The organism is Micromonospora sp. NPDC049274, assembly GCF_040678875.1.
Classification (GTDB): domain Bacteria; phylum Actinomycetota; class Actinomycetes; order Mycobacteriales; family Micromonosporaceae; genus Micromonospora.
In genome coordinates this window covers 224,456-247,114 of record NZ_JBFAQS010000003.1, presented here as the reverse complement: position 1 = coordinate 247,114, position 22,659 = coordinate 224,456, and the positions used below count along the sequence as shown (strand labels likewise).

The following is a 22,659-nucleotide window of genomic DNA, read 5'->3' as shown; positions in this document are numbered from 1 at the left end:
CGGACTCACGTATCGGCAAAAGTCGACGTGCAACTTGCATGAAGCACGTCGCTGATGCACTCTGTCCGTATGGCACGGATCACTCAGCGTCTCCGTCCGCTCTCCGGGTGTGGTGACCCCATCGACCCCGGAAGGCCGGACCGGGCGCGGGCCCAGCCGGCGCCATCAAGACCTGCGCCGGGGTGATGACCCCACCGCTGCAAGCCAGCTGACTGCGGCGGTGGGCGCGGTTCCCGGAAGCAGTCAGGTGATGGTCGGGTGGCGGCACGCCACCAGCGGGTACGGCCCGACCACCACCACGCACCAACCGGTCCACGAGGCGCGATCCCGTCACCGGGCCGAGACATCCCAGACCAGTCACCCGCCGGCACGACGCCGGCTCTCCCTCCCCAGGAGCCCATGTGCTTCCCCGCTCCGGTGACGTTCTGCACGTGACTCGCGCGGCGAGTGTCCAGTTCCTCAGGCCGATCATGTTCCGCGTGATCCGGGTGCTCGACTGGCCGACCTACGACGGTTGGCTCTGGCTCGACGGCTACGAGCTCAACGCCGCCGGCGACGCCGTCAACCGACGATCGATCTTCGTACAGCGGGAAGGGCTGCAGCAGGTGCAGGCCGCGCCGGAGCCCCGCCCGCACACCGTACGGACCCGACGACCGGTCGCCCGTACGCCGGTCAGAGTCGGCTGACCAGCGCGAACCGCCGCGGGTAGGCGTGCCGTCGCCATAGAATCGGTACGCCCACCCCGGCACGTTCCACCGCACGTCCAGGACCCTGAGCCTGGGATGGTCATGGTCAATCAGCCCGCCGTGCGGCGGCACCACCGCTCCCGTATCACCTACGCTCTCGGACTGCTCGCCCTCCTCGGGGCCGTGACCACCATCGTGGTCCTGGTCCGCGACCCGGCGTTGTCGTCCACCCGGCTGGCCGTTCCGGTGCCGGCCCCGGAGATCACCGTGGTCGACTCCCACCCGCCGACCGATGGATTCGGCTGGCTCGGCACCGATGTATCCGACGGACGCGTCGGAGCGACGGACCCGACCACTGGCACCGGCCCGACCACTGGGACCGACCCGGCCGCTGGCGCCGGCGGTGGCGCTCAGTCCGACGGACGGCAGGAACTCACCGAGGCCGCTCCGGCCGGGCACGCCGCCACCGACGTCCACCGCTCGCTGTTCTGGTCCGGGATCTTCGGCCTCACCATCTCGCTCGCCGGCCTCGGCCTCGTCGGCACCCGCCGCCGGATGTGGTGACCGGTCACGGCGTGGTCGTCACCGTCGGGTTCGGGCTGGTCTCGGTGGAGGGCCGGGCCTGGGAGATCACCAGCAGCACCTCCTCGTCGGTCCGCACCGTCGTACCGGCCTCCGGATCGGTGCTCACCACCGTCCCCGGCGGCAGCTCGGACGGGCGGTACACCACTCGGTAGCTCAGGCCGAGCCGGTCCAGCAGCCCTTCGGCGGTGGCCTGCGTCAGCCCGGCCAGCGGCGGCACCGGTATCTGGGCCTCCTCGGTGGTCGCAGCCGGGCTGCTCGGCGAAGCGCTGGTGGGCGCCGCCGAGGTCGGGGCGCTGCTGCTCGGCGCGGCGGTGGCACTGGGCGGCGGGACAGACGGCGTCGCCGGGTCGTCCGAGTCGTCGTCCCGCGCGGTGAGCACCACCCACAGAGCCGCCCCGAGCAGCCCGGCGAGCAGCAATGCGAGTACGCCCCAGAGGATCGGCAGCCACCACCGCCGGCCACCCTGCTCCTCGACGTACCAGTCGGCGGCCGGTTCGGCCGGTCGGGGCGCCCGCACCTCGGCCCGCCCGGACCACGGCGGCGTCGACCGCTCCGCCGGCATCCGCGCCGTCCGGTCACCCGGCGCCCCCGAGGCGGCCCGGTCGATAGGCATCGTCTCGTCCGGCGACCCCCCACGACCGCCCGGCGACCCTGACGCGGCCCGGTCGATAGGCATCGTCTCGTCCGGCGACCCCCCACCACCGCCGGGCGATCCCGACGCGGCCCGGTCGATAGGCATCGTCTCGTCCGGCGACGCGGTGGGTTCGGGCGGCTGCGGCCGGTTGCCGCCGGGGGGCGGCAGGGGGCGCGTCCGGTCGTCCTCGGGCTCTCCGGCCGGCGGCTCCTGGCGGTCGTCGCTCATCGCACGTCCTTTCCCGAACCGGGCAGGCGCCATGGCCCTCGACCGTCAACATAACCGCCCACGTCGACATCAGCCGGTATTGATCGACTCGGTCTTGGTGAAGTCGTGGTGTCCCGGTGCTCCGGACAGCCCGATTTCCAGGAAGCCGAGTGGGTCACCCCGACGCGCCGACGGGACGGGTCAGAGGGTGGGCTTCGTGGTCGGCTGGCTCGGCGGGACCGCGTCCCCGCACCAGATGCTGACCTCGTCGTTCCAGCGGGCCGGGCCGTCCTCGGCCGGTTCCTGCCGGCTGACCTTTCCGCTGCGCCCACTGCGGTAACGCGGGTAGAGCCCTTCCTCGACCAACTCGTCGGCCGCCTTGGCGCAGTGGTCGCCGACCACGTCCGGCACCTCGGCGGCGGGGGCCGGACCGGCCACCTGCAGTTGGACCGTGGTGCCCCGGGCCACCTCGGTGCCCACGGCCGGCGAAGCGCTGTCCACCGTGCGGCCGGCGCCGCCGCCGAAGACCAGACGCCAGCCCAGCCGCTGCTCACGCAGCATCTCGCGTGCCTGCACGAAGTCGACGCCGATCACCGGTGGCACGGTCAGCCCGGTCCCCTTCGTCGTGGAGTCCGTCGTCCGAGGGGCGGACGGCGTGGTCCGGCCGGGAGCCGGCCGTGACGAGGTGGCCCGACCGGTAGGCGTACCGGCCGTGGTGGCCACCGCCTGCGGGTTCGCCGGAGATTCGTCGTCCTCGCCGGCCAGCAACCAGCCGCCTGTCGCACCGACCACGGCCAGCAGCACCGCGACCAGCCCACCGCCGAGCAGCACGCTGGCCCGGCTCCCACCGCCGCCGGCCCGGCCGCCGGCGGAATCCTGCCGACCCGTGTTCGCGTCCGTCATACCGCCCACCGCCTCATCACCGGCGACCGTACCGTTCGCCGCCCATCACGTTGTGCCGACGGTCCATACCGGCGGGTCACTGCGACTCGCCGCACCGACGACGGGACGTTACGCTGCCCGGCATGGCCAGACGGGGCTGGGGAGTATCGATCGTGACGGCGATCGGGGTCGCTGCCGGCGCGGGCGCCGCACAGCTCGGCTTCGGCTACGGGCTCGGCGTCATCACCTGGACGCCCACCGACGCCGGGGCCAACGACACGGCCTGGGCGGACGGCCTCGCCTGGGCCACCTGGCTCGCCGCCAGCTCGACGGTGCTGGGCGCGGTCTGCGCGCAGCGACTGCACCAGCGTGCCGTGCTCTCGGCGGTCGACAGGCGTGCCATGCGCCCGGCGGTCGTCCAGCCGGCCGTCGACGCCGAACCGATGGCGCCGGCCTCGGCGGCTGACGCCACGCCGACGGCGTCCGCCCCGGCGAGCGAGACGCGGCTGCCGCAGTCGGCGGTGCTCGACGACGAGCGGTCGATCCGGGCCGCGGGCACCGACGCGACGCAGGACCAGCCGACCTCGTCGGTCGATCGGGTGACACCCGTGGTCGACACGCTGCCCGCCGAGCGCGGCGGCCTGCTCCGCAGGCTGTCACTGGCGCTCGGCGCCGGGCTCGGTGGACTGGTCACCGTGCTGCTGGTCGCCGTACCGGCACGGGTCGCCGTGGGCACCGACACCGGCACACCGCAACGGGTCGCCGCGTTGCACGCGGCGCTGGGCATCCTGATCGGCGTGGTCGTCGCGCTCTGGGCGCTGCGGTCCCGCAGCGCCGCGCTGAACGTCACCGCGACGGCCGCCTGGCTCTGGCTGCTCGCGGTGGTCTCGGTCGTCGACGGGGTACGCGTCGGGCGCGGACTCACCGGCGCCCAGCTCGGCACCTGGCAGCTCGACCCGGACCACGCGCGGTACTGGATCGGGGGCCAGCTCTACTGGCCCGGTGCGCTGCTGGCGCTCGTACCCGCGCTCCTGATCGGCGCGCTCGCCGCTCGGGGCGCCGCCCGCTCGGACGGGCACCGGATCGGCGCGGTGGCCTCCGGCGCGGCCGGGCCGCTGCTCGTCGCGCTCGCCTACCTGACCACCGTGCCGCGGTGGGCCACGCTGGGGCCCGCGCAGTTCTCCACCCAGCTCATCGCCCCGTATGCGGTGATCGCTGGTGTCGGCGGCTCGATACTGGCCGCCGTCCTCACCGAGCGAGCCGGCCGCAGACGCGCTGCCCACCGAAGGTCAGCTGCCGCGGGTACGCAGCCCGTCCCGACCGCCCCGACCCCGACCGAGCCCGATCCGACCGCCCGACCGAGCGCGCGGATCGCTCCCGCCTCGGCCGGCGCGACCGTACCGTCGTCGGACCGGGCGGACAGCGCTGAGACGGACGCCGCCAGGGCGGACAGCACCGGGACGGACGCCGCTGGGACGGCGACGGACACCTCGACCGGTACGGCGCCTCGGCGCGGCAGGACCGCGTCGTCGACGACCAGGGCGGAGGCCCGGTCGGACGGCACGACCGCCGTACCCCGGGTGCCGGCGCCCCGACCGTCCCCGGAGGGGACGGCGACGGCCGAACCCACCGCCACCGGAGCGACCGAGGAACCGGCACCCCGCCGTGCCCGCCCACCCCGCAGGAGCACCCGCCCCACCGACTGACAGCGTCCGGCTCGGCGGTGCGGTGGGGATCAGTCGACGGGCCAGGTGTGGACCGGCTCGTTGGCGCGCTGGAGTTCCGCGTACCGCTGCACCATGTGGTGCAGCGCGGCGCTGCGGCCCATGCCCCGCTGGCGCTCCGCCGCCCAGACCGCCTCGGTCTGCCAGACGGCTCCATTGCGGCCGGTACGACAGCGCTGCTCGATGATGCCGAGCAGCCGGTCCCGCTGTGCCGGGTCGACGCCGAACCCGTCCAGGCCTGTCGCGGCGACGGGCAGCAGGTGCTCCAACACCAGCCTGCTGACCGGCACGTCACCGAACCGGGGCCAGTGCAGCACGGCGTCCAACCCACGTCGGGCGGCCGAGTGGAAGTTCTCCTCGGCCGAGCTGAACGGGAGCTGACTCCAGATCGGCCGGTCCGCCTCGGCCAGGCCGCGGACCAGCCCGAAGTAGAAGGCGGCGTTCGCCAACATGTCCACCACCGTCGGCCCGGCGGGCAGCACGCGGTTTTCCACCCGCAGGTGCGGGCGGTCGTTCATGATGTCGTAGACCGGGCGGTTCCAGCGGTAGACGGTGCCGTTGTGCAGCCGCAGCTCGCCCAGGTGGGGCACCCCACCGGCGTGCAGCACCTCCACCGGGTCCTCGTCCTCGCAGATCGGCAGCAGCGGCGGGAAGTACCGGACGTTCTCCTCGAACAGGTCGAAGATCGAGGTGATCCACCGCTCACCGAACCAGACCCGGGGGCGTACGCCCTGAGCCTTGAGCTCTTCCGGGCGGGTGTCGGTGGCCTGCTTGAACAGGGCGATCCGAGTCTCGGCCCAGAGTTGGCGGCCGTACAGGAAGGGCGAGTTCGCCCCAACCGCCACCTGCACCCCGGCGATGGCCTGGGAGGCGTTCCAGTAGTCGGCGAAGCTGTCCGGCGCGACCTGGAGATGGAACTGAAGGCTGGTGCAGGCAGCCTCGGGGGCGATCGAATCGGTGTGCGTGCGCAACTGCTCGACGCCACGGATGTCGAGTTCGATGGCCTCACCCCGGGCGCCGACGATCTGGTCGTTGAGCACCCGGTAGCGCTCGTTGGTGGAGAGATTGTCCTCGACCAGGTGCCCCTCGGTGAGGGTGGGCAGGATGCCGACCAGGACGATCTTCGCGTCCGACTTGGCCGCGCGCTCGTCGGCCCGGCTCAGACTGCTGCGCAGGTCGTGCTCGTAGTCGGCGAAACCGGTGCCCTCGATCAGTCGAGGCTCCGCGTTCAACTCCAGGTTGAACTGCCCCAGCTCGGTCTGGAACAGCGGATCGGCGATCTCGGCGAGGATCTCCTCGTTGCGCATCGCCGGCTCGGCCTCCGAGTCGACCAGGTTCAGCTCGATCTCCAGGCCGGTCATCGGCCGGTCGGCGTCGAACCCGAAGTCGTCGAGCATCAGGGCGAAGACGTCCAGGCACCGCCGAACCTTCTGCCGGTAGCGGACGCGGTCCTCCCGGGTGAAGGCGCCCTGCGAGACGTCCCTGCCCATGTGTCCTCCCGAGCGCCGGCGCGGTCGGGATCCTGCCGTCCCGGAAAGCGCATTGTGAACCATTAACGGTAAGAGCGCTCGCCTGGCCAGGACCAGAGGCCGGCGACTGTGATCCGACGCCCGGCCGGGGCGGATGCGCTCGTGGTGCCATCTCTACCCCGTACCTGATGCGCCGGACCCCGACTGGCTGGGAACAAGTCGTGACAATTCCCACGCGTACGGCACTCACGACGCCGGGCCCGCGCCGACGTGCGGCGCGGGCCCGGCGTACCGGTGATCCGTGGGATCAGGCCTGGCGGACGGCCTCGCCCTCGATCTCGATCTTGATCTTCTTGCCGACCAGCACGCCACCGGTCTCCAGGGTGACGTTCCAGGTCAGGCCGAACTCCTCGCGGTCGATCTCGGTGCTCGCGGAGAACCCGAAGATGTCCTGGCCGAACGGGCTGCGACCCACGCCCTCGAACTCGACCGCCAGCTCCACCGGACGGGTGACGTCCTTGATGGTCAGCTCACCGGTGAGCACGAACTCGTTGCCGCTCCGGGACTTGACGCCGGTGCTGCGGAACTCCAGGGTCGGGTACTTCTCGGCGTCCAGGAACTCGGGGCTGCGCAGGTGCGCGTCCCGGTCGCCCTGGGTGGTGTCGATGCTGGCAGCCTGGATGGTCGCGACGACCGAGGACTGCAGCGGGTCCTCGGCGACGGTGACGGTGGCGGTCGCCTCCTTGAACTCACCGCGGACCTTGCTCACCATCATGTGCCGGGCGACGAAGCCGACCCGCTTGTGCGCCACGTCCAGCATGTAGGTGCCGGCCGCCGGGATGGTGAGACCGTCCCAGTCGCGGGTAACCGCATCGATGCTGCTGGTCATGCTGGTGTCCTCCAGAAGATTGTTTAGTAGCCCAACGACTGCTTGAGCAAATATAACCGCAACAACATTCCCCGTGTCAAGGACTGGTAGGGTTAACGAGTGACCAACGTGTTCGACGACCCCCGGATCACCGCGGTTGGCCTCCTCTACGAGGTCCACGCCGGGCTCTCGGCCCGGTTCGCCGCCCAACTCGAGGAGCACGGCCTCTCCTCGGTCGAGTTCGAAGTGATCACCCGGTTGGCCCGCTCGCCGGGCAACCAGCTGCGGATGACCGACCTCGCCGCGCAGACCTCCCTGTCCACAAGCGGGGTGACGCGCGTGGTGGACCGGATGGAACGCGACGGGCTGCTCACCCGCCGGGCCTGCCCGAACGATCGCCGCAGCTCGTACGCGGTGGTCACAGCGGCCGGCATGCGGCGGCTCGACGAGACGCTGCCCGGCCACCTGCGGATCATCGAGCAGTGGTTCACCGGCCAGCTCGACCCCGCGGCCCTGGCGGCACTGCTCGACGGCCTGCGCCGGGTGCGGGACGCTGTCCATCCCGGCGCCACCGCCGGCAGCACCGATCAGGAGGCGGCTGACGCCGACGACTGCGACCCGGCCTGACCGCAGGGGCCGGAGCACCGGCAGAAAGACCGGCAGAACTGACTTTGCAGACCGGACAAACCTCTTGAAGAGCACCTTCTGCCCGAGCGGCGGTGGCAGGCTTTCGTCCACCGGGGAATCACCGGGGGGTGACGGCGCGGGCGAACAGCGAGGGGTAGCACCAAGGGGGCTCTTCGCTCGCGCCACTCCCCGTCCGACCGGCCACCCACTGGTGCTCGACTACCGCTCGGCGGGCCCACCCCGCGCGGCCATCAGCGCATAGAGCAACCCGGATTCCTGCGGCAGCAACAGGATGCCGCTCTCCTCGCAGGCCCGGTCGAGGCGATCGAGAACGCTCGGGTCCGATGTGCTCGCGGCGAGGCCCACCAGCGCCTCCACCACGTCCCGCCGATCGTGGCCGGCCTCGGCGGCAGCGGCGAACCACTCCGCCGCCAACTCCCGGTCACCCCGGTGCAGTGCCAGGTTCCCCTCGATCAGCGCGCAGATTCCCGCCTCCGGCCCGCCCCAGGACAACACTGTGTCGTCAGAGCGTGGTCGCGGGAGCCCGACCCGCTCCACCCACTGCTGCCCGGGTACGACAACTGTCGCCTCGGCGGACCCCGCGCGGAGTTCGCTGAGCACCTCGGTCGCCTCCGCCGCACGCCCGTCCTGCGCGAGCGCCAGGCCGACCGTCCCGAGCACCCGCCGTCGATGCCCCGGGTCACCCAGCTCGAACAGCGCCGCCGCCGCCCGCCGGCCCTGGTCGACCGCGTCGGCGTACCGGCCCTCCAGGCGGGACACCTCGGCCCGGTTGGCCCAGGCCAGCACCCGCAACCGCTGCTCACCACCCTCGGCGGCGAGCCGGTCAACGGCTGCCAGCCGACGGCGTGCCGCGCCCAGATCACCGACCCGGATCTCGTGCCAGGCGAGGCTGTTCTGCGCCACCGCCAGATCGCGGGTCCGTCCGTTGCGGGCGGCGAGCCGGAGCACGGCCTCGGCCTGCTCCCGGGCCTCGTCGTGCCCGCCGACGGTGGTCAGCAGCGCGCCGAGCACACTCCGCGCCTCCAGCTCGCCGGTCACGTCGCCCGCCTGTCGGAACGTCTCCAACGCCGCCCGCGCCGTCGACAACTCGTCAGCCTCCGCGCCGTGCTCGGCGGCGAGCCGGGCCACTCCGAGGCTGGCCCAGCCGCGCAGGATCGGGTCCGCGTCGGCGGTTCGGGGGTCGGCCAACAACCGCCGCAGCCACTGCCGCCCGGCCACGTCGCGCCCCCGGAAACGCCACCAGCGGGGTAGGCAGGCGGCCAGGCGGAGCGCGGTCAGCGGGTCGTCGGTAGCCGCGTGGGCCAGGGCCGTACTGATGTCGCTGCTCACCTCGTCGAGCCGGTGCACCGCGTCGAGCATCCGTGGGCCGGCCAGGTCGGAGGCGGTCCGCGCCACGAGGCGGGCGACCACCTCCGCATGCCGACGCCGTACGCACGTCAGCTCGCCACCACCAACGGCCTGCTCGATGGCGAAGTCGCGGACCGCGTCGAGCAGGCGGAACCGGAACGGGCCGGTGCCGCGAACGCTCAACAGGCCGAGCTCGACGAGGCGGTCCAGCAGCGGGACCGGATCGATCGCGACAGTGCCGTCGCGGTCGGCCTCGTCGGCGAGCATCTCCTCGGCCAGCTCCACCGACCACCGGTTGCCGAACATGGCGAGCCGTCGCAGCGCGTCGCGCTCATCCGGCGCGAGCAGGCGATAGCTGGTCGCCACCGCGTCCCGCAGGGTCACCGCGACCGCTGCCCGGGTGGCATCGGTGGCAGGCGGGCGGCGGGTGGCCGCCTCCGAGCCGTCCCAGCGGGTATGGGCCGCCGGGTCGGCCGAGGTGGTCAGGTCGAGCACGCGGTCGCCGTACCGGTCGAGCAGTTCGGTGAGGTCGAGCAGCCGGCCCCGGGCGGCCATCAGCTCGATGGCCAGCGGCAGGCCGCCCAGCCGACGGACCAGGGCGGCCAGCGCCGGCAACTCGTCGGGGGTCGGCGGATCCCGACGGACCTGGGCGAGCCGTGCGGTGAACAGCGCGACCGCCGGCCACGAGCCGAGCGTGGCCGGCCCGGAGTGCTCGGCGTCCGGCGGCGGCACCTCGAGCGGGGCGACCGGCCAGACGCGTTCGCCGGGCAGCCCGACCGGGTGCCGTCCGGTGACCAGCACCCGCAGCGACGGCAACACGGTGCCCAGCCGGTGCAATGTCTCGGCCACCGGGCCGGGGGCGCGCTCGACCGCGTCCATGACCAGCAGGGCCGGCCGGCCGGCGAGCCGGGCGACGAGTTCCGGCAGCCGGGCCGCGCCGAGGACGGTCATCGTGGCGGCGAGCACGTCCGGTCCGTCCGAGCCCTCGCCCACCAGCACGCCTGCCACACCGCCCGGATGTGCGCGGGCCACCGCGTGGGCAACGGCGAGCGCGAGCGCGGTCTTGCCGACCCCGGCCAGCCCGACCAGACTCACCAGTCGGGGACTGCGCTCCGCGGTCAGCATTCCGGCCAGCTCGCTGACGTCGCGGTCGCGGCCGATGAGGGCGACCGGTGGTGGGAGTGCGACCGAACGGGCCCGGGCAGCTTCGGACGTCGACGTGACGCCGGCGTCAACCCCGGGCGTGCCCGAGATGACGTCCGTTCGGGGCGGCTCACCGCCGGCGGCGCCGCGGGCCGCGGCCAGGAACGCCGCACGGTTGGCGGCGTCCAACTCCAACGCCGTGGCGAGCAACTCGACTGTCGTACGCTGCGGTCGAACCGAGCGGCCGCGCTCCAGGTCCCGCACCGTCCGCACGCCGACCCTGGCACGGGACGCCAGCTCCGCCTGGGTCAGGCCGGCCGCGCGCCGGTGGGCGCGGAGCAGCTCCGGCAGCCCGGTACGACCGGCCGGGCTCCGCGACCGATCATGATCCGGAGTCATGGGCACGAAGAGTACGGATCGACTCCGACCATCGGCAGTCGAACGTCGTCCTGCCGACGCCCGCTCGCCGATATCCGACAGCCGAACCGCTGGCCGGCTGGTCGCCTGATCGGCCCGCGCAGCCCTCAAGCACGACCGCTCGACGAGATCTTGGACAGTTTCGTTATCTGCTAACGGAAACTGTCCAAGATTGCGAGGGCTTACCTCCGTGGATGCCGGGACGGGGGTGCGGGTCGGTCAGAGGCCGAGGTCGCGCGCGATGATCATGCGCTGCACCTCGCTGGTGCCCTCGCCGATCTCCAGGATCTTGGAGTCCCGCCAGAACCGGGCGACCGGGTACTCGTTCATGAAGCCGTAGCCGCCGTGGATCTGGGTCGCCTCCCGGGCGTTGTCCACGGCGATCGTGCTGGCGTGCAGCTTCGCGATGGCGGCCTGCCGCTTGAACGGCTCACCGGCCAGCATCCGCGCGGCGGCGTCGTAGTAGGCCAGCCGGGCGGTGTGCGCCTTCAGCTCCATGTCGGCGATCTTGAACTGGATCGCCTGGTTGGCGCCGATCGGCCGACCGAAGGCGTGCCGCTCCCGCGCGTACTTGATCGACTCGTCGACGCAGCCCTGGGCGAGGCCGACGGCCAGTGCGGCGATCGCGATCCGGCCCTCGTCGAGGATCCGTAGGAACTGCGCGAAACCACGGCCCCGGGCACCGAGCAGGTTGGCGGCGGGCACCCGACAGTCGTCGAAGGTCAGCTCGTGGGTGTCCGAGGCGGTCCACCCGACCTTGGAGTAGCCGGGAGCCACGGTGAACCCGGGCGTGCCGGTGGGCACGATGATCGTCGAAAGCTCCTTGGAGCCGTCCGCGTTCGTGCCGGTCACGGCGGTGACCGTGACCATGGCGGTGATGTCGGTCCCCGAGTTGGTGATGAACGCCTTCGACCCGTTGATCACCCATTCGTCGCCGTCCAGCACGGCGCGCGTCTGGGTGCCGGCGGCGTCCGAGCCGGTGCCCGGCTCGGTGAGCCCGAAGCCGGCCAGGGCCTCCCCGCTGAGCAGCTTCGGCAGCCACGTGGCCTTCTGCTCCTCGGTGCCGAAGCGGTAGATCGGCATCGCGCCGAGTGAGACCGCCGCCTCCAGCGTGATCGCGACGCTCGAGTCGACCCGGGCCAGCTCCTCCAGGGCCAGGCACAGCGCGAAGTAGTCGCCGCCCATCCCGCCGTGCTCCTCGCCGAAGGGCAGGCCGAACAGGCCCATCTTGCCCATCTGCCGGATCACCTCGTACGGGAAGGTGTGCTGCTCGTAGTGCTCGGCGATGACCGGGGCGACCACCTCGCGGGCGAAGTCCCGCACGCTCTCCCGCAGCGCCGTTTGGTCCTCGGTGAGCCGGAAGTCCATCTCATCCTCCTGTGTGGACGGCCGCCCGGGCGCTCGTGACGCCGCGGGCGGATCGCTGTGGGGGGTGGGGCGACGGTCAGACGGGGGTGACGCCGTGCCGGCGTCGGGAGAAGTGCCGATCCTTGGTACGGGCGGCGGCGAAGCGACGGACCAGCTCGGTGCGCAGGTCGTGCGGCTCGACGATGGCGTCCACCACCAGTTCGCTGGCCAGCCGGACGACGTCGATGTCCTGCTCGTACTCGGCGCGCTTGGCGGCGACGAAGGCTGCCCGCTCGTCCGCGTCGGCGATGGCGGCGATCTTGTTGGCGTAGACGGCGTTCACGGCGGCCTCGGCGCCCATCACGGCGATCTTCGCGGTCGGCAGCGCGATGGTGGCGTCCGGCTCGAACCCGGGACCGGCCATCGCGTAGAGACCGGCGCCGTACGCCTTGCGGACCACCACGCAGATCTTCGGGACTGTCGCCTCCGAGATCGCGGTGATCATCTTGGCGCCGTGCCGGATGATGCCCTGCTTCTCCACCGCGCTGCCCACCATGAAGCCGGGCACGTCGCTGAGGAACAGCAGCGGCACGTTGAACGCGTCGCAGAGCTGCACGAACCGGGTCGCCTTGTCGGCCGAGTCGACGAAGAGCACGCCGCCCTTGAACATCGAGTTGTTGCCGAGCACGCCGACGACCTGGCCGTCGAGGCGACCGAACCCGATGGTCAGCTCCTTGGCCCACAGCGCCTGGATCTCGAAGAAGGAACCCTCGTCGAGCAGGCCCTTGACGTACCGCCGCATGTCGAACGCCTGCCGCTCGCTGGCCGGCACGAGCGCGGCCAGGTCGGCCTTCGCGGGCGCGGCGACCGCCGGCGCGGCCGGCGGCGCCTGGGTCCAGTTCGCCGGCAGGTACGACAGGTAGGTCTTCACCACGTCGAGCGCGTCGGCCTCGGTCTTGCAGAGGAAGTGCCCGACGCCGGACTCGGCGGTGTGCACCTTGGCCCCGCCCATCGCCTCCAGGGTGGTCTTCTCCCCGGTGACCATCTCGACCATGCGGTCCGAGCCGAGGTACATGCTGGCGTTGCCGTCGACCATGGCCACCACGTCGCAGAACGCCGGAATGTACGCCCCACCGGCGGCGCTCGGGCCGAACAGCGCGCAGACCTGCGGGATCGAGCCGGAGGCGCGGACCTGGTTCCAGAAGATCTTGCCGGCGCCCCGCCGGCCGGGGAAGAGGTCGACCTGGTCGGTGATCCGGGCACCGGCGGAGTCGACCAGGTAGACCATCGGCACGCCGGCGCCGTACGCCCGCTCGATGATCCGGATGATCTTCTCGACGGTGCGGGCGCCCCAGCTGCCGGCCTTGACGGTGGAGTCGTTGGCCATCAGGCAGACCTGCCGGCCGTCGATCGTGGCGGTGCCGGTGACCACGCCGTCGGCGGGCAACCCGTCGGCGAGCGCGTTGGCGTAAAGGCCGTCCTCGACGAACGAACCCTCGTCGACCAGCAGCGCGACGCGTTCGCGGGCGAAGAGTTTGCCCTTGGCCTCGTTGGCCGCGTGGTACTTGTCCGCGCCGCCGGACCGGGCCCGCTTGCGCAGTTGCTCCAGCGCCTCACCGTCGAGCGTCACGCCGACTCCCTCGCCCGTACTGACCTGAACGATCGTTAGGCTATCGCATTCGCGCGCCTCCCGGCGACCCGCGACCGACCGACGCTTCCGCAAATTAAACATTGAAATCTATTAATCTCTGTGGATAGGCTCCTGGCACCCCCTCCCGGATAGGAGTCAGCGATGACCTCACGACTCGGTCGGCTCACCGTCGCGCTTGTCGCGACGGCAGGTGCCACGCTCGGCGTCACGGTCGCCAACCCCGCGCCCGCGTCCGCCGCGATGACCATCTGCTACAACACCAGCCAGGCAGGCGCCTACGCCGGCACCGCCAACCAGTCCGCCTCGATCTGGAACAACGCCACAGTCAACCTGACGCTCTCCGCGAACTGCGGCTCCAACCTGCGGATCTACCAGATCACCGGCGGCGGCTCCTACGCCGTACGGACCAGCCTCGGCAACGGCCGGGTCTACATCGACACCCAGCAGGCGGCGCAGTACAGCCCGCTGCGGATCGTGACCCACGAGATCGGGCACATCCTCGGCCTGCCGGACAACTACAACGGGAACTGCTCGCTGTTGATGTCCGGCGGCAGCGCCGGCACCAGCTGCACCAACCCGTACCCGAGCACCGCCGAGGCGAACCGGGTGAGCAACCTCTTCGCCGGCACGCTCAGCGCCACCGAGCGCAGCTCCGCCCGCAGCGCGGACATCTTCCGCGACAGCTGGCCGAGCATGCTCACCCCGGTGAGCTGACCGACCTGACACAGGGAAGGGGCCGGCGTGTTCGCCGGCCCCTTCGTCGCGTCCTCAGCTCGGCAACGGCGTCAGGCGGGTACGCGGACCCGCCCGCAGCACCCCGGACGGCAGCTTCTTGCCGAGCAGCTCCTCGGCCAGCTCGGCCACCTCGATCAGGGCATCCAGGTCGATGCCGGTGTCGATGCCCATGTCGTGCAGCATGTGCACGGCCTCCTCGGTGGCGAGGTTGCCGCTGGCCCCCGGGGCGTACGGGCAGCCGCCCAGGCCGCCGACGCTGGCGTCGAACTCGGTCACCCCGAGCTCCAGCGCGGTCAGCAGGTTGGCCAGCGCCGTACCCCGGGTGTTGTGGAAGTGCAGCAGCACCGGCACGTGCGCGTTGCGGTCGCGTACCGCGGTCAGCAGCTCACGGACCCGACGCGGAGTCGCCATGCCTGTCGTGTCGCCGAACGCGACCCGGTCCGCGCCGTCGCGGACCACGCGGTCGACGATGCCGGCGACCCGCTTCGGGTCGATGTCCCCCTCGTACGGGCAGCCGAAGCTGGTCGCCACGATCACCTCGACCCGCGCGGAGGCACCGTGCAGGAGGTCGATCAGCTCCGCGATGTCGTCCAGCGACTCGTCGGTGGAACGGTTGACGTTGCGCCGGTTGTGCGTGTCGCTGGCCGACACCACCACCTCGATCTCGGTGAACCCGGCGGCCAGTGCCCGCTGCGCGCCCCGGGTGTTCGGCACCAGCGCCGAGTAGCGCACCCCGTCGGCCTTCCTGGCGCGCTGCCACACCTCGTCGGCGTCGGCCATCTGCGGGATCGCCCTGGGGTGCACGAAGGACACCGCTTCGATCCGGCGTACGCCGGTGCCGGAGAGCGCGTCGAGCAGCCGCACCTTGGCGTCGACGGGAATCGGCTCCTCGTTCTGCAGCCCGTCCCGTGGCCCGACCTCGCGGATCGACACGGAGTTCGGCAGGTCCGTCATGGGGTCACCTCACTGTCTGCTCTGCTGGGGGCAACGGTAGCGACATCGGTCCGCGTAGCTGCCAGCGCCACCGTCGGCACGGACAGGCGGTGCGACGGCCACCCGTTCAGGTGGCCCTTCCGGGCAGCACCCGACCACCCTTCGGGGGATGAATCAGGCCAGACGGATGCCATCACCGGCAGTGCCATGGAACTGCGGGCGACAGGGTGACTACGTTGGTGCCGCTTCCCGACGGCCCAGGCCCGAGGCGGCGGTTCGGTGGAGAGTCAGTACCGTGCACCGCGGCCGGACACCGCCACCTTCGGGCTGCCCGGGCAGAGCAGGGGCGAATCGCACTACTGGGTCGGGCCGAACAGGCACAGCCGGCAACCGGATGGCGGCGCACCGAGCAACCTGCGCGACCACCTGTAACGGGCGGCACCGGGCCGCGGATCGACCACCCCGCCCCGGCCCCGCCCCGCCTCGCCTCGCCGGGCCGAGGCAGTGGGCGGGTGGGGGGTCAGCGCATGCGGGAGACGATGCCGGTGTCGTAGGTGCCGTCGAGGAACTCGTCGTTCTCCAGCAGCTCCGCGAAGAAGGGCAGGTTGTTCTTCGGGCCCGCGATCTGGAACTCGGCGACAGCAGCCTTCGCGCGTTCGATCGCCTCGTCGCGGGTGTCGCCGCTGAGGATCAGCTTGGCCAGCAGGCTGTCGTAGAACGGGGTGACTGTGTTGCCCTCGGCGTAGCCGGAGTCCACCCGGACGCCCGCACCGGCCGGCTCCACCCAGGTCCTGATCACGCCGGGACCGGGCAGGAAGCGCTTCGGGTCCTCGGCGTTGATCCGCAGCTCGATGGCGTGCCCGCTCGGCGCGAGCGCGTCCGGGTCGAACGTCGGGGCCAGGCCGGCGGCCACCCGCAACTGCTCCTCCACCAGGTCGATGCCGTAGACGTACTCGGTCACCGGGTGCTCCACCTGCAGCCGCGTGTTCATCTCCAGGAAGAAGAACTCGTTCGTCTCGGGGTTGAGCAGGCACTCCACAGTGCCCGCATTGCGATAGCCGACCGCCTCGCCGGCCCGCACGGCCGCCGCCAGGAGGCGAGCGCGCAGCTCCGGCGAGACCGCCGGGGACGGCGACTCCTCGACCAGCTTCTGGTTGCGTCGCTGCACCGAGCACTCCCGCTCGCCGAGCGCCACCACCCGGCCGTCGGCCAGGCCGAGGATCTGCACCTCGACGTGGCGTACCCGGGGGAAGTACCGCTCGATCAACACCGAACCGTCGCCGAACATCCGCTCGGCGAACGCGCGCACCTTGTCGTACTCGATGCGCAGCGCTGCGTCGTCGACGGCCACGCCCATGCCCATGCCGCCGCCACCGGCGGCGGCCTTGACCATCACCGGGTAGCCGATCTCCGCGGCGGCGGCGACCGCCGCGTCCAGGTCGGCGGCCGGGTCGGTCGTGCCGGGCGCGACAGGGACCCCGGCCGCGGCCATCAGGTTCCGGGCATTGATCTTGTCGCCCATCGCGGTGATCGCGTCCGCGCCGGGCCCGACCCAGATCAGCCCGCTCGCCTCGACGGTACGGGCGAACTCGGCGTTCTCCGACAGGAAGCCGTAGCCGGGGTGGATGGCCTGCGCGCCGGTCGACTTCGCGGCGGCAAGGATCGCCTCGACGTTGCGGTAGCTCTGCGCCGGATTCGGCGGACCGATGAGGACTGCCTCGTCCGCCTCGGTGACGAAGGGCAGGTCGGCGTCGGCCTCCGAGTACACAGCGATCGCGCGGATGCCGAGCCGCTTGGCGGTTCGGATGACCCGGCGGGCGATCTCGCCGCGGTTGGCGACCAGCAGTGACTCGATCATGTTTCCTCCCGGCGTCCGGATGTTGGGACGATGCCAGGGAACCATGACCGGCCCGCCCCTGACGAGCCGGGGCTCAGGCGAGCAGCGCGGCCGGGCTCAGGCGAGCAGCGCGGCCAGGGTCGCGCCGCGCAGCAGCTCGGCGCGACGGCGACGGTCCACCTCGCCGCCGAGGAACGGTGTCGAGTTCATCAGGCCGAACGCGGCGTGCGCCAGCACCCGCGCCTCGCCGTCGGGCATGCCCGGGTGCAGCGCGGTGAGCACCGTCACCCACTCCTCGACGTACATCCGCTGCAGGCGGCGGATCCGTCGTCGTGGCTCCTCCGGCAGGCGGTCGAGCTCGTGCAGGTGCAGTGCGATCACCGCCGGGTTGGCCAGCGCGAACTCGACGTGGAAGTCGATCAGCGACTCCAGCACGCCGCGCGGGTCGTCCGGATGCCCGGCGGCACGTTCCCGCCCACCGGCCAACAGCCCCTCGCTGACCGGGATCAGCGCGGCGGCCAGCATCGCCTCCTTGCCGGCGAAGTGGTGGTAGAGCGCCGGGCCGGTCACCCCGGCCGCCGCACCGATGTCGTCCATCGACACGCCGTGGTAGCCGCGGGCGGCGAACAGACCGACCGCGATCTCCAGGATCTCGTCCTTGCGGGACCGGCGCCGGCCCGCACCCGCCGCACCCCGTGCCTGCTGCTCCACCGTCACCGGGCAAGCGTAGACCGCGAGCAGACCGCGGTGGGGCGCCGGTTACCGCTCGGTCGCGCACGCCATGCCGCCGGCCGGCACCCTCCCGGGCGGACCCGACCGGCCGGCGCAGAGGTCACTCGTCCGGGTCGAGGTCGTGCTCCGCGCGCAGCGCGGCCGCCTCCGTGGGTCGATCCAGCAGGTCCAGGGCGCGGGCCAACAGCCAGGCCGTCTGACGAACCGGCCGCGAACCCGCCGGGAGCCCTCCGAGTACGCGGCGCAGCAGCGGCTCCGCCTCGGCCGGTCGATCCAGGCGCAGCAGCAGCTCACCGACGAGGACCTCGATCTGAGCCGCCTCACCGAACGCCTCGATCGACCGCAGCCGGTCCGGCACCCCGGCGAGCCGGTCCAGCGCCTCGTCCGGCCGCTCCTCCCCGACCAACACCCGCGCGCCGGCCTCGGCCGCCATCGCCAGCTCGTACGTCACAGGCGGCTCCGGCTCCGGCTGCCCGGCGAACGTCGTCGCCAGCGCGTCCACCTGCTCGACGGCACGTACCGCCGCCGGCCGGTCGTCGGCCCAGAACCGTGCGTACGCCTCCCGCCGGCGGGCACGCAGTTCGTCCAACGGCAGGTCGGCGAGCCGGTACGCCGTGGCCGCGGCGGCGAAGCGCTCGGCGGCGACGGCGTCCCGGTCGGCGTCGTAAAGGATCCCGCCGGCCTCCTCCAACACCTGGGCCCGGTGCGGGAGGTTGTCCGGGCCGTCCAGGTTGGTGGCCAACTGCTCCAGCAGGGCCAGCGCCGGATCGATCTCGCCGAGTCCCGCGTACACACCGGCCAGCAGGTGCCGGCAGCGGTCGGCCTCCGCCTGGGCGCCCAGCCGGTCCAGGCCGAGCACGGCCTCCTCGGCGACCTCGGCCGCCTCGGCGAGGCGACCCACCACCCGGTACGCGTTCGCCAACTCCCAGCGCAGGAACGCGTCCCCCTCGGCGCCGCGCTCCACGCACAGCGTCACCGCCTCGACGAAGTCGTCGACCGCGTCGGCGGCCCGGCCGGCGGAGAGCAGCGCTCGGGCGCGCGCGACCCGGACCGGCAGCTCCGCGTCCGCCGGTGCGACCCGCAGCGCCTCGTCACAGGCGGCCACCGCCTCCGCCGGGTCGTCGATCATCCGCGCGCGGGCCAGGCAGGCCGCGGTGACCAACTCGTCGATGCCCAGCTCGCGGCCCATCCGGCGAGCCTCCTCGGCGGCGGCGCGGGCCTCGTCGACGCGGTCGGACTGCTCGAAGAGGTGTGCCCGGTGCAGGGCGATCCGAGCCGCCAGGTGCCTGTCGCCACCCGCGTCGGCCGGCGCCCGGTCCAGCGCCGCGAGGGCGTCCGACCACCGTTGCCGGTGCAGCAGCGCCAACGCCAGCCGGTCGTGCGCCGCGGCCCGTTGGCGGGCGTCCCCGAGCCGGTCCAGCACCTCGGCGGCCTCCCGGACCAGCGTGAGCCCTTCCTCGGCGTGCTCGTCGGCCCGGGTCAGCAGCACGCCGAGCCGCCCGGCGATCACCTGGGCGGGCACCTCCTCGCCCGCCGAGCGGTACAGGTCCAGCGCCGTCCGGTTCAGCTCGACCGCGCCCTCGATGTCGTCCTCGTCGCCGCGCTCGGCGGCCCGCAACGCCAGCCGGTGCGCGACCGTCCGCGTCGGCAGCTCGGCGGTGCCGAACCGTTCGTCGCACGCGGCCAGCATCGCCTGGAACGTGGCCCGGTCGTGTCGGCCCCAGCTCTCCTCGGCGAGGGTCAGCAACTCGTCCGCGTCCGCGTCGGCGGGCACGGTCACGGTGGGCACCTCGGCCCGATCCCGGCCCGGCCGGTCGGCGGACGCCCGTGTGCCCGCGGGCAGCGGAACTGTCGGCTCGTCCCCGGTCGGCCGGGCCGGACGGCGGCGGACGCTCGCGGAGAGCGGCAGGTGCTCGCCACTGGGCTGGACGGCGAGCCGGCGGGCAATCCACTCCGACTGGTTGGCGGTGCCGTTGCGGGCGTCGAAGCGGGCGGCCAGCGCGGTCGCGGTGGCTGCCAACTCGTCGGCCAGGGTCGGCGCGGGCACCTCGGCGGCCGGCCGACCTTCGGCGGCCCGGCGGTACACGGTCGCCGCACCCGCCTGACGCAGCGCGGCGGCGGCGGTCGCCGCGAAGTGCATGGCGGCGGCCGGCGACGGTGGCCGGTCCAGCCAGTCCAGGTGCCGCTCCACCAGCTCGACCGCCCGCGCCTCGTTGCCCGTGAGCGTGCAGAACTCGATGTGGTCGCCGATGTCCCACAGGTCCGCGAGGTTGCCGCGCAGCTTGCGGTACGCCTCCCGGTGCGCGTCACGCGCCGAGGAACCCCGGCCGGTACGCAGATAGGGCAGCAGGAGCGCCGTGAGGATCGCCTGCGGCTGCTCGGTGCAGGTCAGCCTGCCGGCGAGCACCGGCTCGGCGAGCGCCACCGCCTCGGCGTCCCGCCCGGTGTCGGCGAGGTAGCCCACCTGGCTCGTCGGATCACAGCCGGCGCAGTCGGACAACTCGTCGCGGGGCGTGGTCTGCCACAGCCGGTACCAGTGCGCGGCGGCGTCGGCGTCGCCCACGTGGTCGGCGACCCGGAAGCGGTGCTTGTGGACGGTCTGCAGGCTGTGCCCGCCGGCCCGGTAACGCCGCTCCATGTCGTCGAGCACCGCGTACGTGCGGTCCAGTGGCACCTCGGGGAACTTCAGCAGGCCCGACACCATGTACTTGAAGTGCCACAGCAACTGGTGCAGGTGGCGCTGGTGGTAGGGCTGCGGGTCGCGGTCGAACTCGGACAGGCACCAGGAGAAGGTCACGAACGACTTCGCCGGCTCGCCGCCGTAGACGTACCCGGTGGTGGCCTGCATCCGGCTGACGAAGGCGAGGTGCCTGTCGTCGGCGGCGTCCACCCGGCGCAGCAGTTGCTCCAGCGCCGCGATCTGCCCCGCCCCGTACGGCATGTCGGCGATGCCACGCAGCACCCGCCACAGGTCCTCGTCGCTCATTGTCACTCCCGTCCCGGCACGGCCCGGCCGAGCAGGCCGAGGAAGGAATCGTTCAACAGCGCGGCGTCGGCCGCGCGGATCGGATGGTGGCCGAGCAGCAGCGCCTGCCCGTACAGCGCCTCGATGGCGAGCCCGACCAGCTCCGGGTCACCGAGCGACGTGACCCGCCGGACCAGTGGGTTGCGATGGTTGAGGACCAGTTGCGGGCGGTCCGGTGGGGCGGTGGCGGCGAGCGCGTCGAGTACTCCGCCCCACAGCTCGTCGGCCCGGTCGCGGCTGGCGGCGAGCTGGTCGTTGAACGCCGCCGACCGGCTGACCAGATAGAGCGCGGGCAGCGAGACCGGGTCGTACGCCCGGATGACCACCTCGCAGCCGGAGCGTTCGACGGCCCGCTGCGCGGCGGTGAGGAACGGCCGCAGCGCCAGCTCCACCTGCGGGTCGAGGGCCTCGAACCGGGTGGTGAGATCGCTCGGCTCCAGCCGTTCGATGAGCACCGACCGGTCCACCGCCGGCAGCCGCTCGATCAGCTCGGTGTCGTACGTGTAGCCGGCGTTCACCACCGCCAGGTCCTGCGCGGCGGCCACCGCGGCGAGTTGGCGGAACTCGTCGAGGCTGGCCGCGTAGCGGAGCACCCCGTGGCGTTCCCGGAACTCGGCGAGGGTGAGCGTGCCGACGTTGGTGTCCATCGGCCACCACCTGTCGACCAGCCGGAGCATCTCGTCGTCGTGCAGCGCAAGCGCCTTGACGCCGAGGTGGTGCACCTGGAGAAACTCGGCCAGCCGGTGCGGATCGTGCCGCGCCAGCCGGACCAGCCAGCCGCGTACCTGGTCGCCGAGCGCCTCCCGGGTCGCGGTCAGCAGGGTGTCCTCGTAGAGGGCCTCGCGGCTGGCCGTCGGGCGGAGCTCGGTCGCGTCGACCACGCAGTGCGCGAAGAACGCCCAGTCCGGCAGCAGACCGTCGGCGTTCTCGGTGAGCAGCATCCGCTTGAGGTAGACGCGGTGCCCGGCCCGGGCCGCCGGGTTCACCGGCGTGGGCAGGATGACGGCGACGCCGGTGAGCCCGGCCTCCGGCACTGCCAGGGGCAGCACGTCGAACGGTTCCACGCCGAGCGTCTCCCGGGCGTACCGGATCAACGCCGCCCGGTCGAGCGGTGCCCCCGGCGCGGTCGACCACGGCGGTTCCCCGGTGGTGGTGACCGTGTCACCGACCCGGACGGTGACCGGCAGCAGCGAGCCGAAGAGCCGCGCCAGGTCGGTGACGGTCGGGGTGGCGAACCACTTGTCGGCGTCGCGGCGGGGCACAAGCGTGACAGTGGTGCCCGGCTCGGCGCGGCCGGCCTCCGGCGGTGCCACGCTCACTGCGTAGCGGCCGTCGGCGTACCCAGTCCACCGGACCGTGGGGTTGTCGCCGTTGCGGGTGAGCACCTGGATCTCGTCGGCCACCAGGAAGCAGGAGAGCAGGCCGATGCCGAACTGGCCGAGGAACTCGTGCCGGGAGAAGCCCAGCTCGTCGCGCTTGGAGCTGCGCCCGATGGTGGCCAACAGCTCGTGCACCTGCGCCTCGGTCAGGCCGATGCCGGTGTCGTGCACGCGCAGGGTGCCGTCGCCGGTGAGCTCCGGTGGCTCGATGCGAACCAGCGCCGGCGCGTCCGGCTCGGTCGCACGCCGGGCGGTGATCGCGTCCACCGCGTTCTGGAGCAGTTCACGGACGTACACCCGTGGGCTGCCGTAGAGGTGATGACTGAGCAGGTCGACCACGCCACGCAGGTCGACCTGGAAGGTGTGGTCCACGCCTGAGTTCTCCCCGGTCCGATGCCGGCGCCCACCGT

Annotated in this window: 17 protein-coding genes; 5 read left to right on the top strand and 12 right to left on the bottom strand. The window is 72.6% G+C overall.

Annotated features, from left to right (window positions below):
* Window positions 1-401: 401 nt before the first annotated feature.
* Both AB0K10_RS07540 and AB0K10_RS07535 read left to right on the top strand, forming a co-directional pair.
* Window positions 402-686, top strand: coding sequence for a hypothetical protein (locus tag AB0K10_RS07540; RefSeq protein WP_363680926.1), 285 nt, complete (start codon window positions 402-404; stop codon window positions 684-686).
* Window positions 687-782: 96 nt separating this feature from the next.
* Entirely contained in the window at window positions 783-1,250 is a 468-nt protein-coding gene (locus AB0K10_RS07535) for a hypothetical protein (RefSeq protein WP_363680925.1), read from the top strand.
* Window positions 1,251-1,254: 4 nt separating this feature from the next.
* On the opposite strand, the gene AB0K10_RS07530 is transcribed toward AB0K10_RS07535, so the two are convergent.
* Together AB0K10_RS07530 and AB0K10_RS07525 are read right to left on the bottom strand one after the other, a co-directional pair.
* A complete protein-coding gene (locus tag AB0K10_RS07530) occupies window positions 1,255-2,133 on the bottom strand; it encodes a PASTA domain-containing protein (RefSeq protein ID WP_363680924.1) in 879 nt (292 codons plus the stop codon).
* A gap of 180 nt (window positions 2,134-2,313) precedes the next feature.
* Window positions 2,314-3,015, bottom strand: a complete 702-nt coding sequence (locus tag AB0K10_RS07525; RefSeq protein WP_363680923.1) for a PASTA domain-containing protein — start codon at window positions 3,013-3,015, stop codon at window positions 2,314-2,316.
* Window positions 3,016-3,137: 122 nt separating this feature from the next.
* On the opposite strand from AB0K10_RS07525, the gene AB0K10_RS07520 reads away from it, so the two are divergent.
* Window positions 3,138-4,700, top strand: coding sequence for a hypothetical protein (locus tag AB0K10_RS07520; RefSeq protein ID WP_363680922.1), 1,563 nt, complete (start codon window positions 3,138-3,140; stop codon window positions 4,698-4,700).
* Between the two features lie 29 nt (window positions 4,701-4,729).
* Here the strand turns inward: AB0K10_RS07520 and AB0K10_RS07515 are convergent, their stop codons facing one another.
* A complete protein-coding gene (locus AB0K10_RS07515) occupies window positions 4,730-6,208 on the bottom strand; it encodes a glutamate--cysteine ligase (RefSeq protein ID WP_363680921.1) in 1,479 nt (492 codons plus the stop codon).
* A gap of 286 nt (window positions 6,209-6,494) precedes the next feature.
* Entirely contained in the window at window positions 6,495-7,076 is a 582-nt protein-coding gene (locus AB0K10_RS07510) for a YceI family protein (RefSeq protein WP_363680919.1), read from the bottom strand.
* A 99-nt stretch (window positions 7,077-7,175) separates the two neighbouring features.
* Between AB0K10_RS07510 and AB0K10_RS07505 the strand changes: the two genes are divergently transcribed.
* A complete protein-coding gene (locus AB0K10_RS07505) occupies window positions 7,176-7,682 on the top strand; it encodes a MarR family transcriptional regulator (protein ID WP_363680917.1) in 507 nt (168 codons plus the stop codon).
* A 219-nt stretch (window positions 7,683-7,901) separates the two neighbouring features.
* On the opposite strand, the gene AB0K10_RS07500 is transcribed toward AB0K10_RS07505, so the two are convergent.
* From AB0K10_RS07500 to AB0K10_RS07490, 3 genes are all read right to left on the bottom strand, one after another.
* Window positions 7,902-10,592 carry a helix-turn-helix domain-containing protein gene (locus tag AB0K10_RS07500; RefSeq protein WP_363680915.1) on the bottom strand — a complete coding sequence of 897 codons (2,691 nt, stop codon included), beginning with the start codon at window positions 10,590-10,592 and terminating at the stop codon, window positions 7,902-7,904.
* 237 nt (window positions 10,593-10,829) lie between these two features.
* Window positions 10,830-11,978 (bottom strand): acyl-CoA dehydrogenase family protein, encoded by a 1,149-nt coding sequence (locus AB0K10_RS07495; RefSeq protein ID WP_363680913.1) that lies wholly within the window; start codon window positions 11,976-11,978, stop codon window positions 10,830-10,832.
* Between the two features lie 76 nt (window positions 11,979-12,054).
* Complete coding sequence (locus AB0K10_RS07490; RefSeq protein ID WP_363680911.1) at window positions 12,055-13,587, bottom strand: acyl-CoA carboxylase subunit beta; 1,533 nt, start codon at window positions 13,585-13,587, stop codon at window positions 12,055-12,057.
* A gap of 162 nt (window positions 13,588-13,749) precedes the next feature.
* Between AB0K10_RS07490 and AB0K10_RS07485 the strand changes: the two genes are divergently transcribed.
* The gene (locus tag AB0K10_RS07485; protein ID WP_363680909.1) at window positions 13,750-14,322 is read left to right on the top strand and encodes a snapalysin family zinc-dependent metalloprotease; all 573 of its coding nucleotides are present in this window, start codon (window positions 13,750-13,752) and stop codon (window positions 14,320-14,322) included.
* Between the two features lie 54 nt (window positions 14,323-14,376).
* Here AB0K10_RS07485 and AB0K10_RS07480 read toward each other — a convergent pair whose 3' ends face one another.
* From AB0K10_RS07480 to AB0K10_RS07460, 5 genes are all read right to left on the bottom strand, one after another.
* Entirely contained in the window at window positions 14,377-15,297 is a 921-nt protein-coding gene (locus tag AB0K10_RS07480; protein WP_363680907.1) for a hydroxymethylglutaryl-CoA lyase, read from the bottom strand.
* 499 nt (window positions 15,298-15,796) lie between these two features.
* Window positions 15,797-17,134, bottom strand: coding sequence for a biotin carboxylase N-terminal domain-containing protein (locus AB0K10_RS07475; RefSeq protein WP_363680905.1), 1,338 nt, complete (start codon window positions 17,132-17,134; stop codon window positions 15,797-15,799).
* Window positions 17,135-17,230: 96 nt separating this feature from the next.
* Window positions 17,231-17,830, bottom strand: a complete 600-nt coding sequence (locus tag AB0K10_RS07470; protein WP_007454080.1) for a TetR/AcrR family transcriptional regulator — start codon at window positions 17,828-17,830, stop codon at window positions 17,231-17,233.
* 115 nt (window positions 17,831-17,945) lie between these two features.
* Window positions 17,946-20,831 (bottom strand): hypothetical protein, encoded by a 2,886-nt coding sequence (locus AB0K10_RS07465; RefSeq protein WP_363680903.1) that lies wholly within the window; start codon window positions 20,829-20,831, stop codon window positions 17,946-17,948.
* 2 nt (window positions 20,832-20,833) lie between these two features.
* The gene (locus AB0K10_RS07460) at window positions 20,834-22,621 is read right to left on the bottom strand and encodes an HSP90 family protein (protein ID WP_363680901.1); all 1,788 of its coding nucleotides are present in this window, start codon (window positions 22,619-22,621) and stop codon (window positions 20,834-20,836) included.
* Window positions 22,622-22,659: the final 38 nt, after the last annotated feature.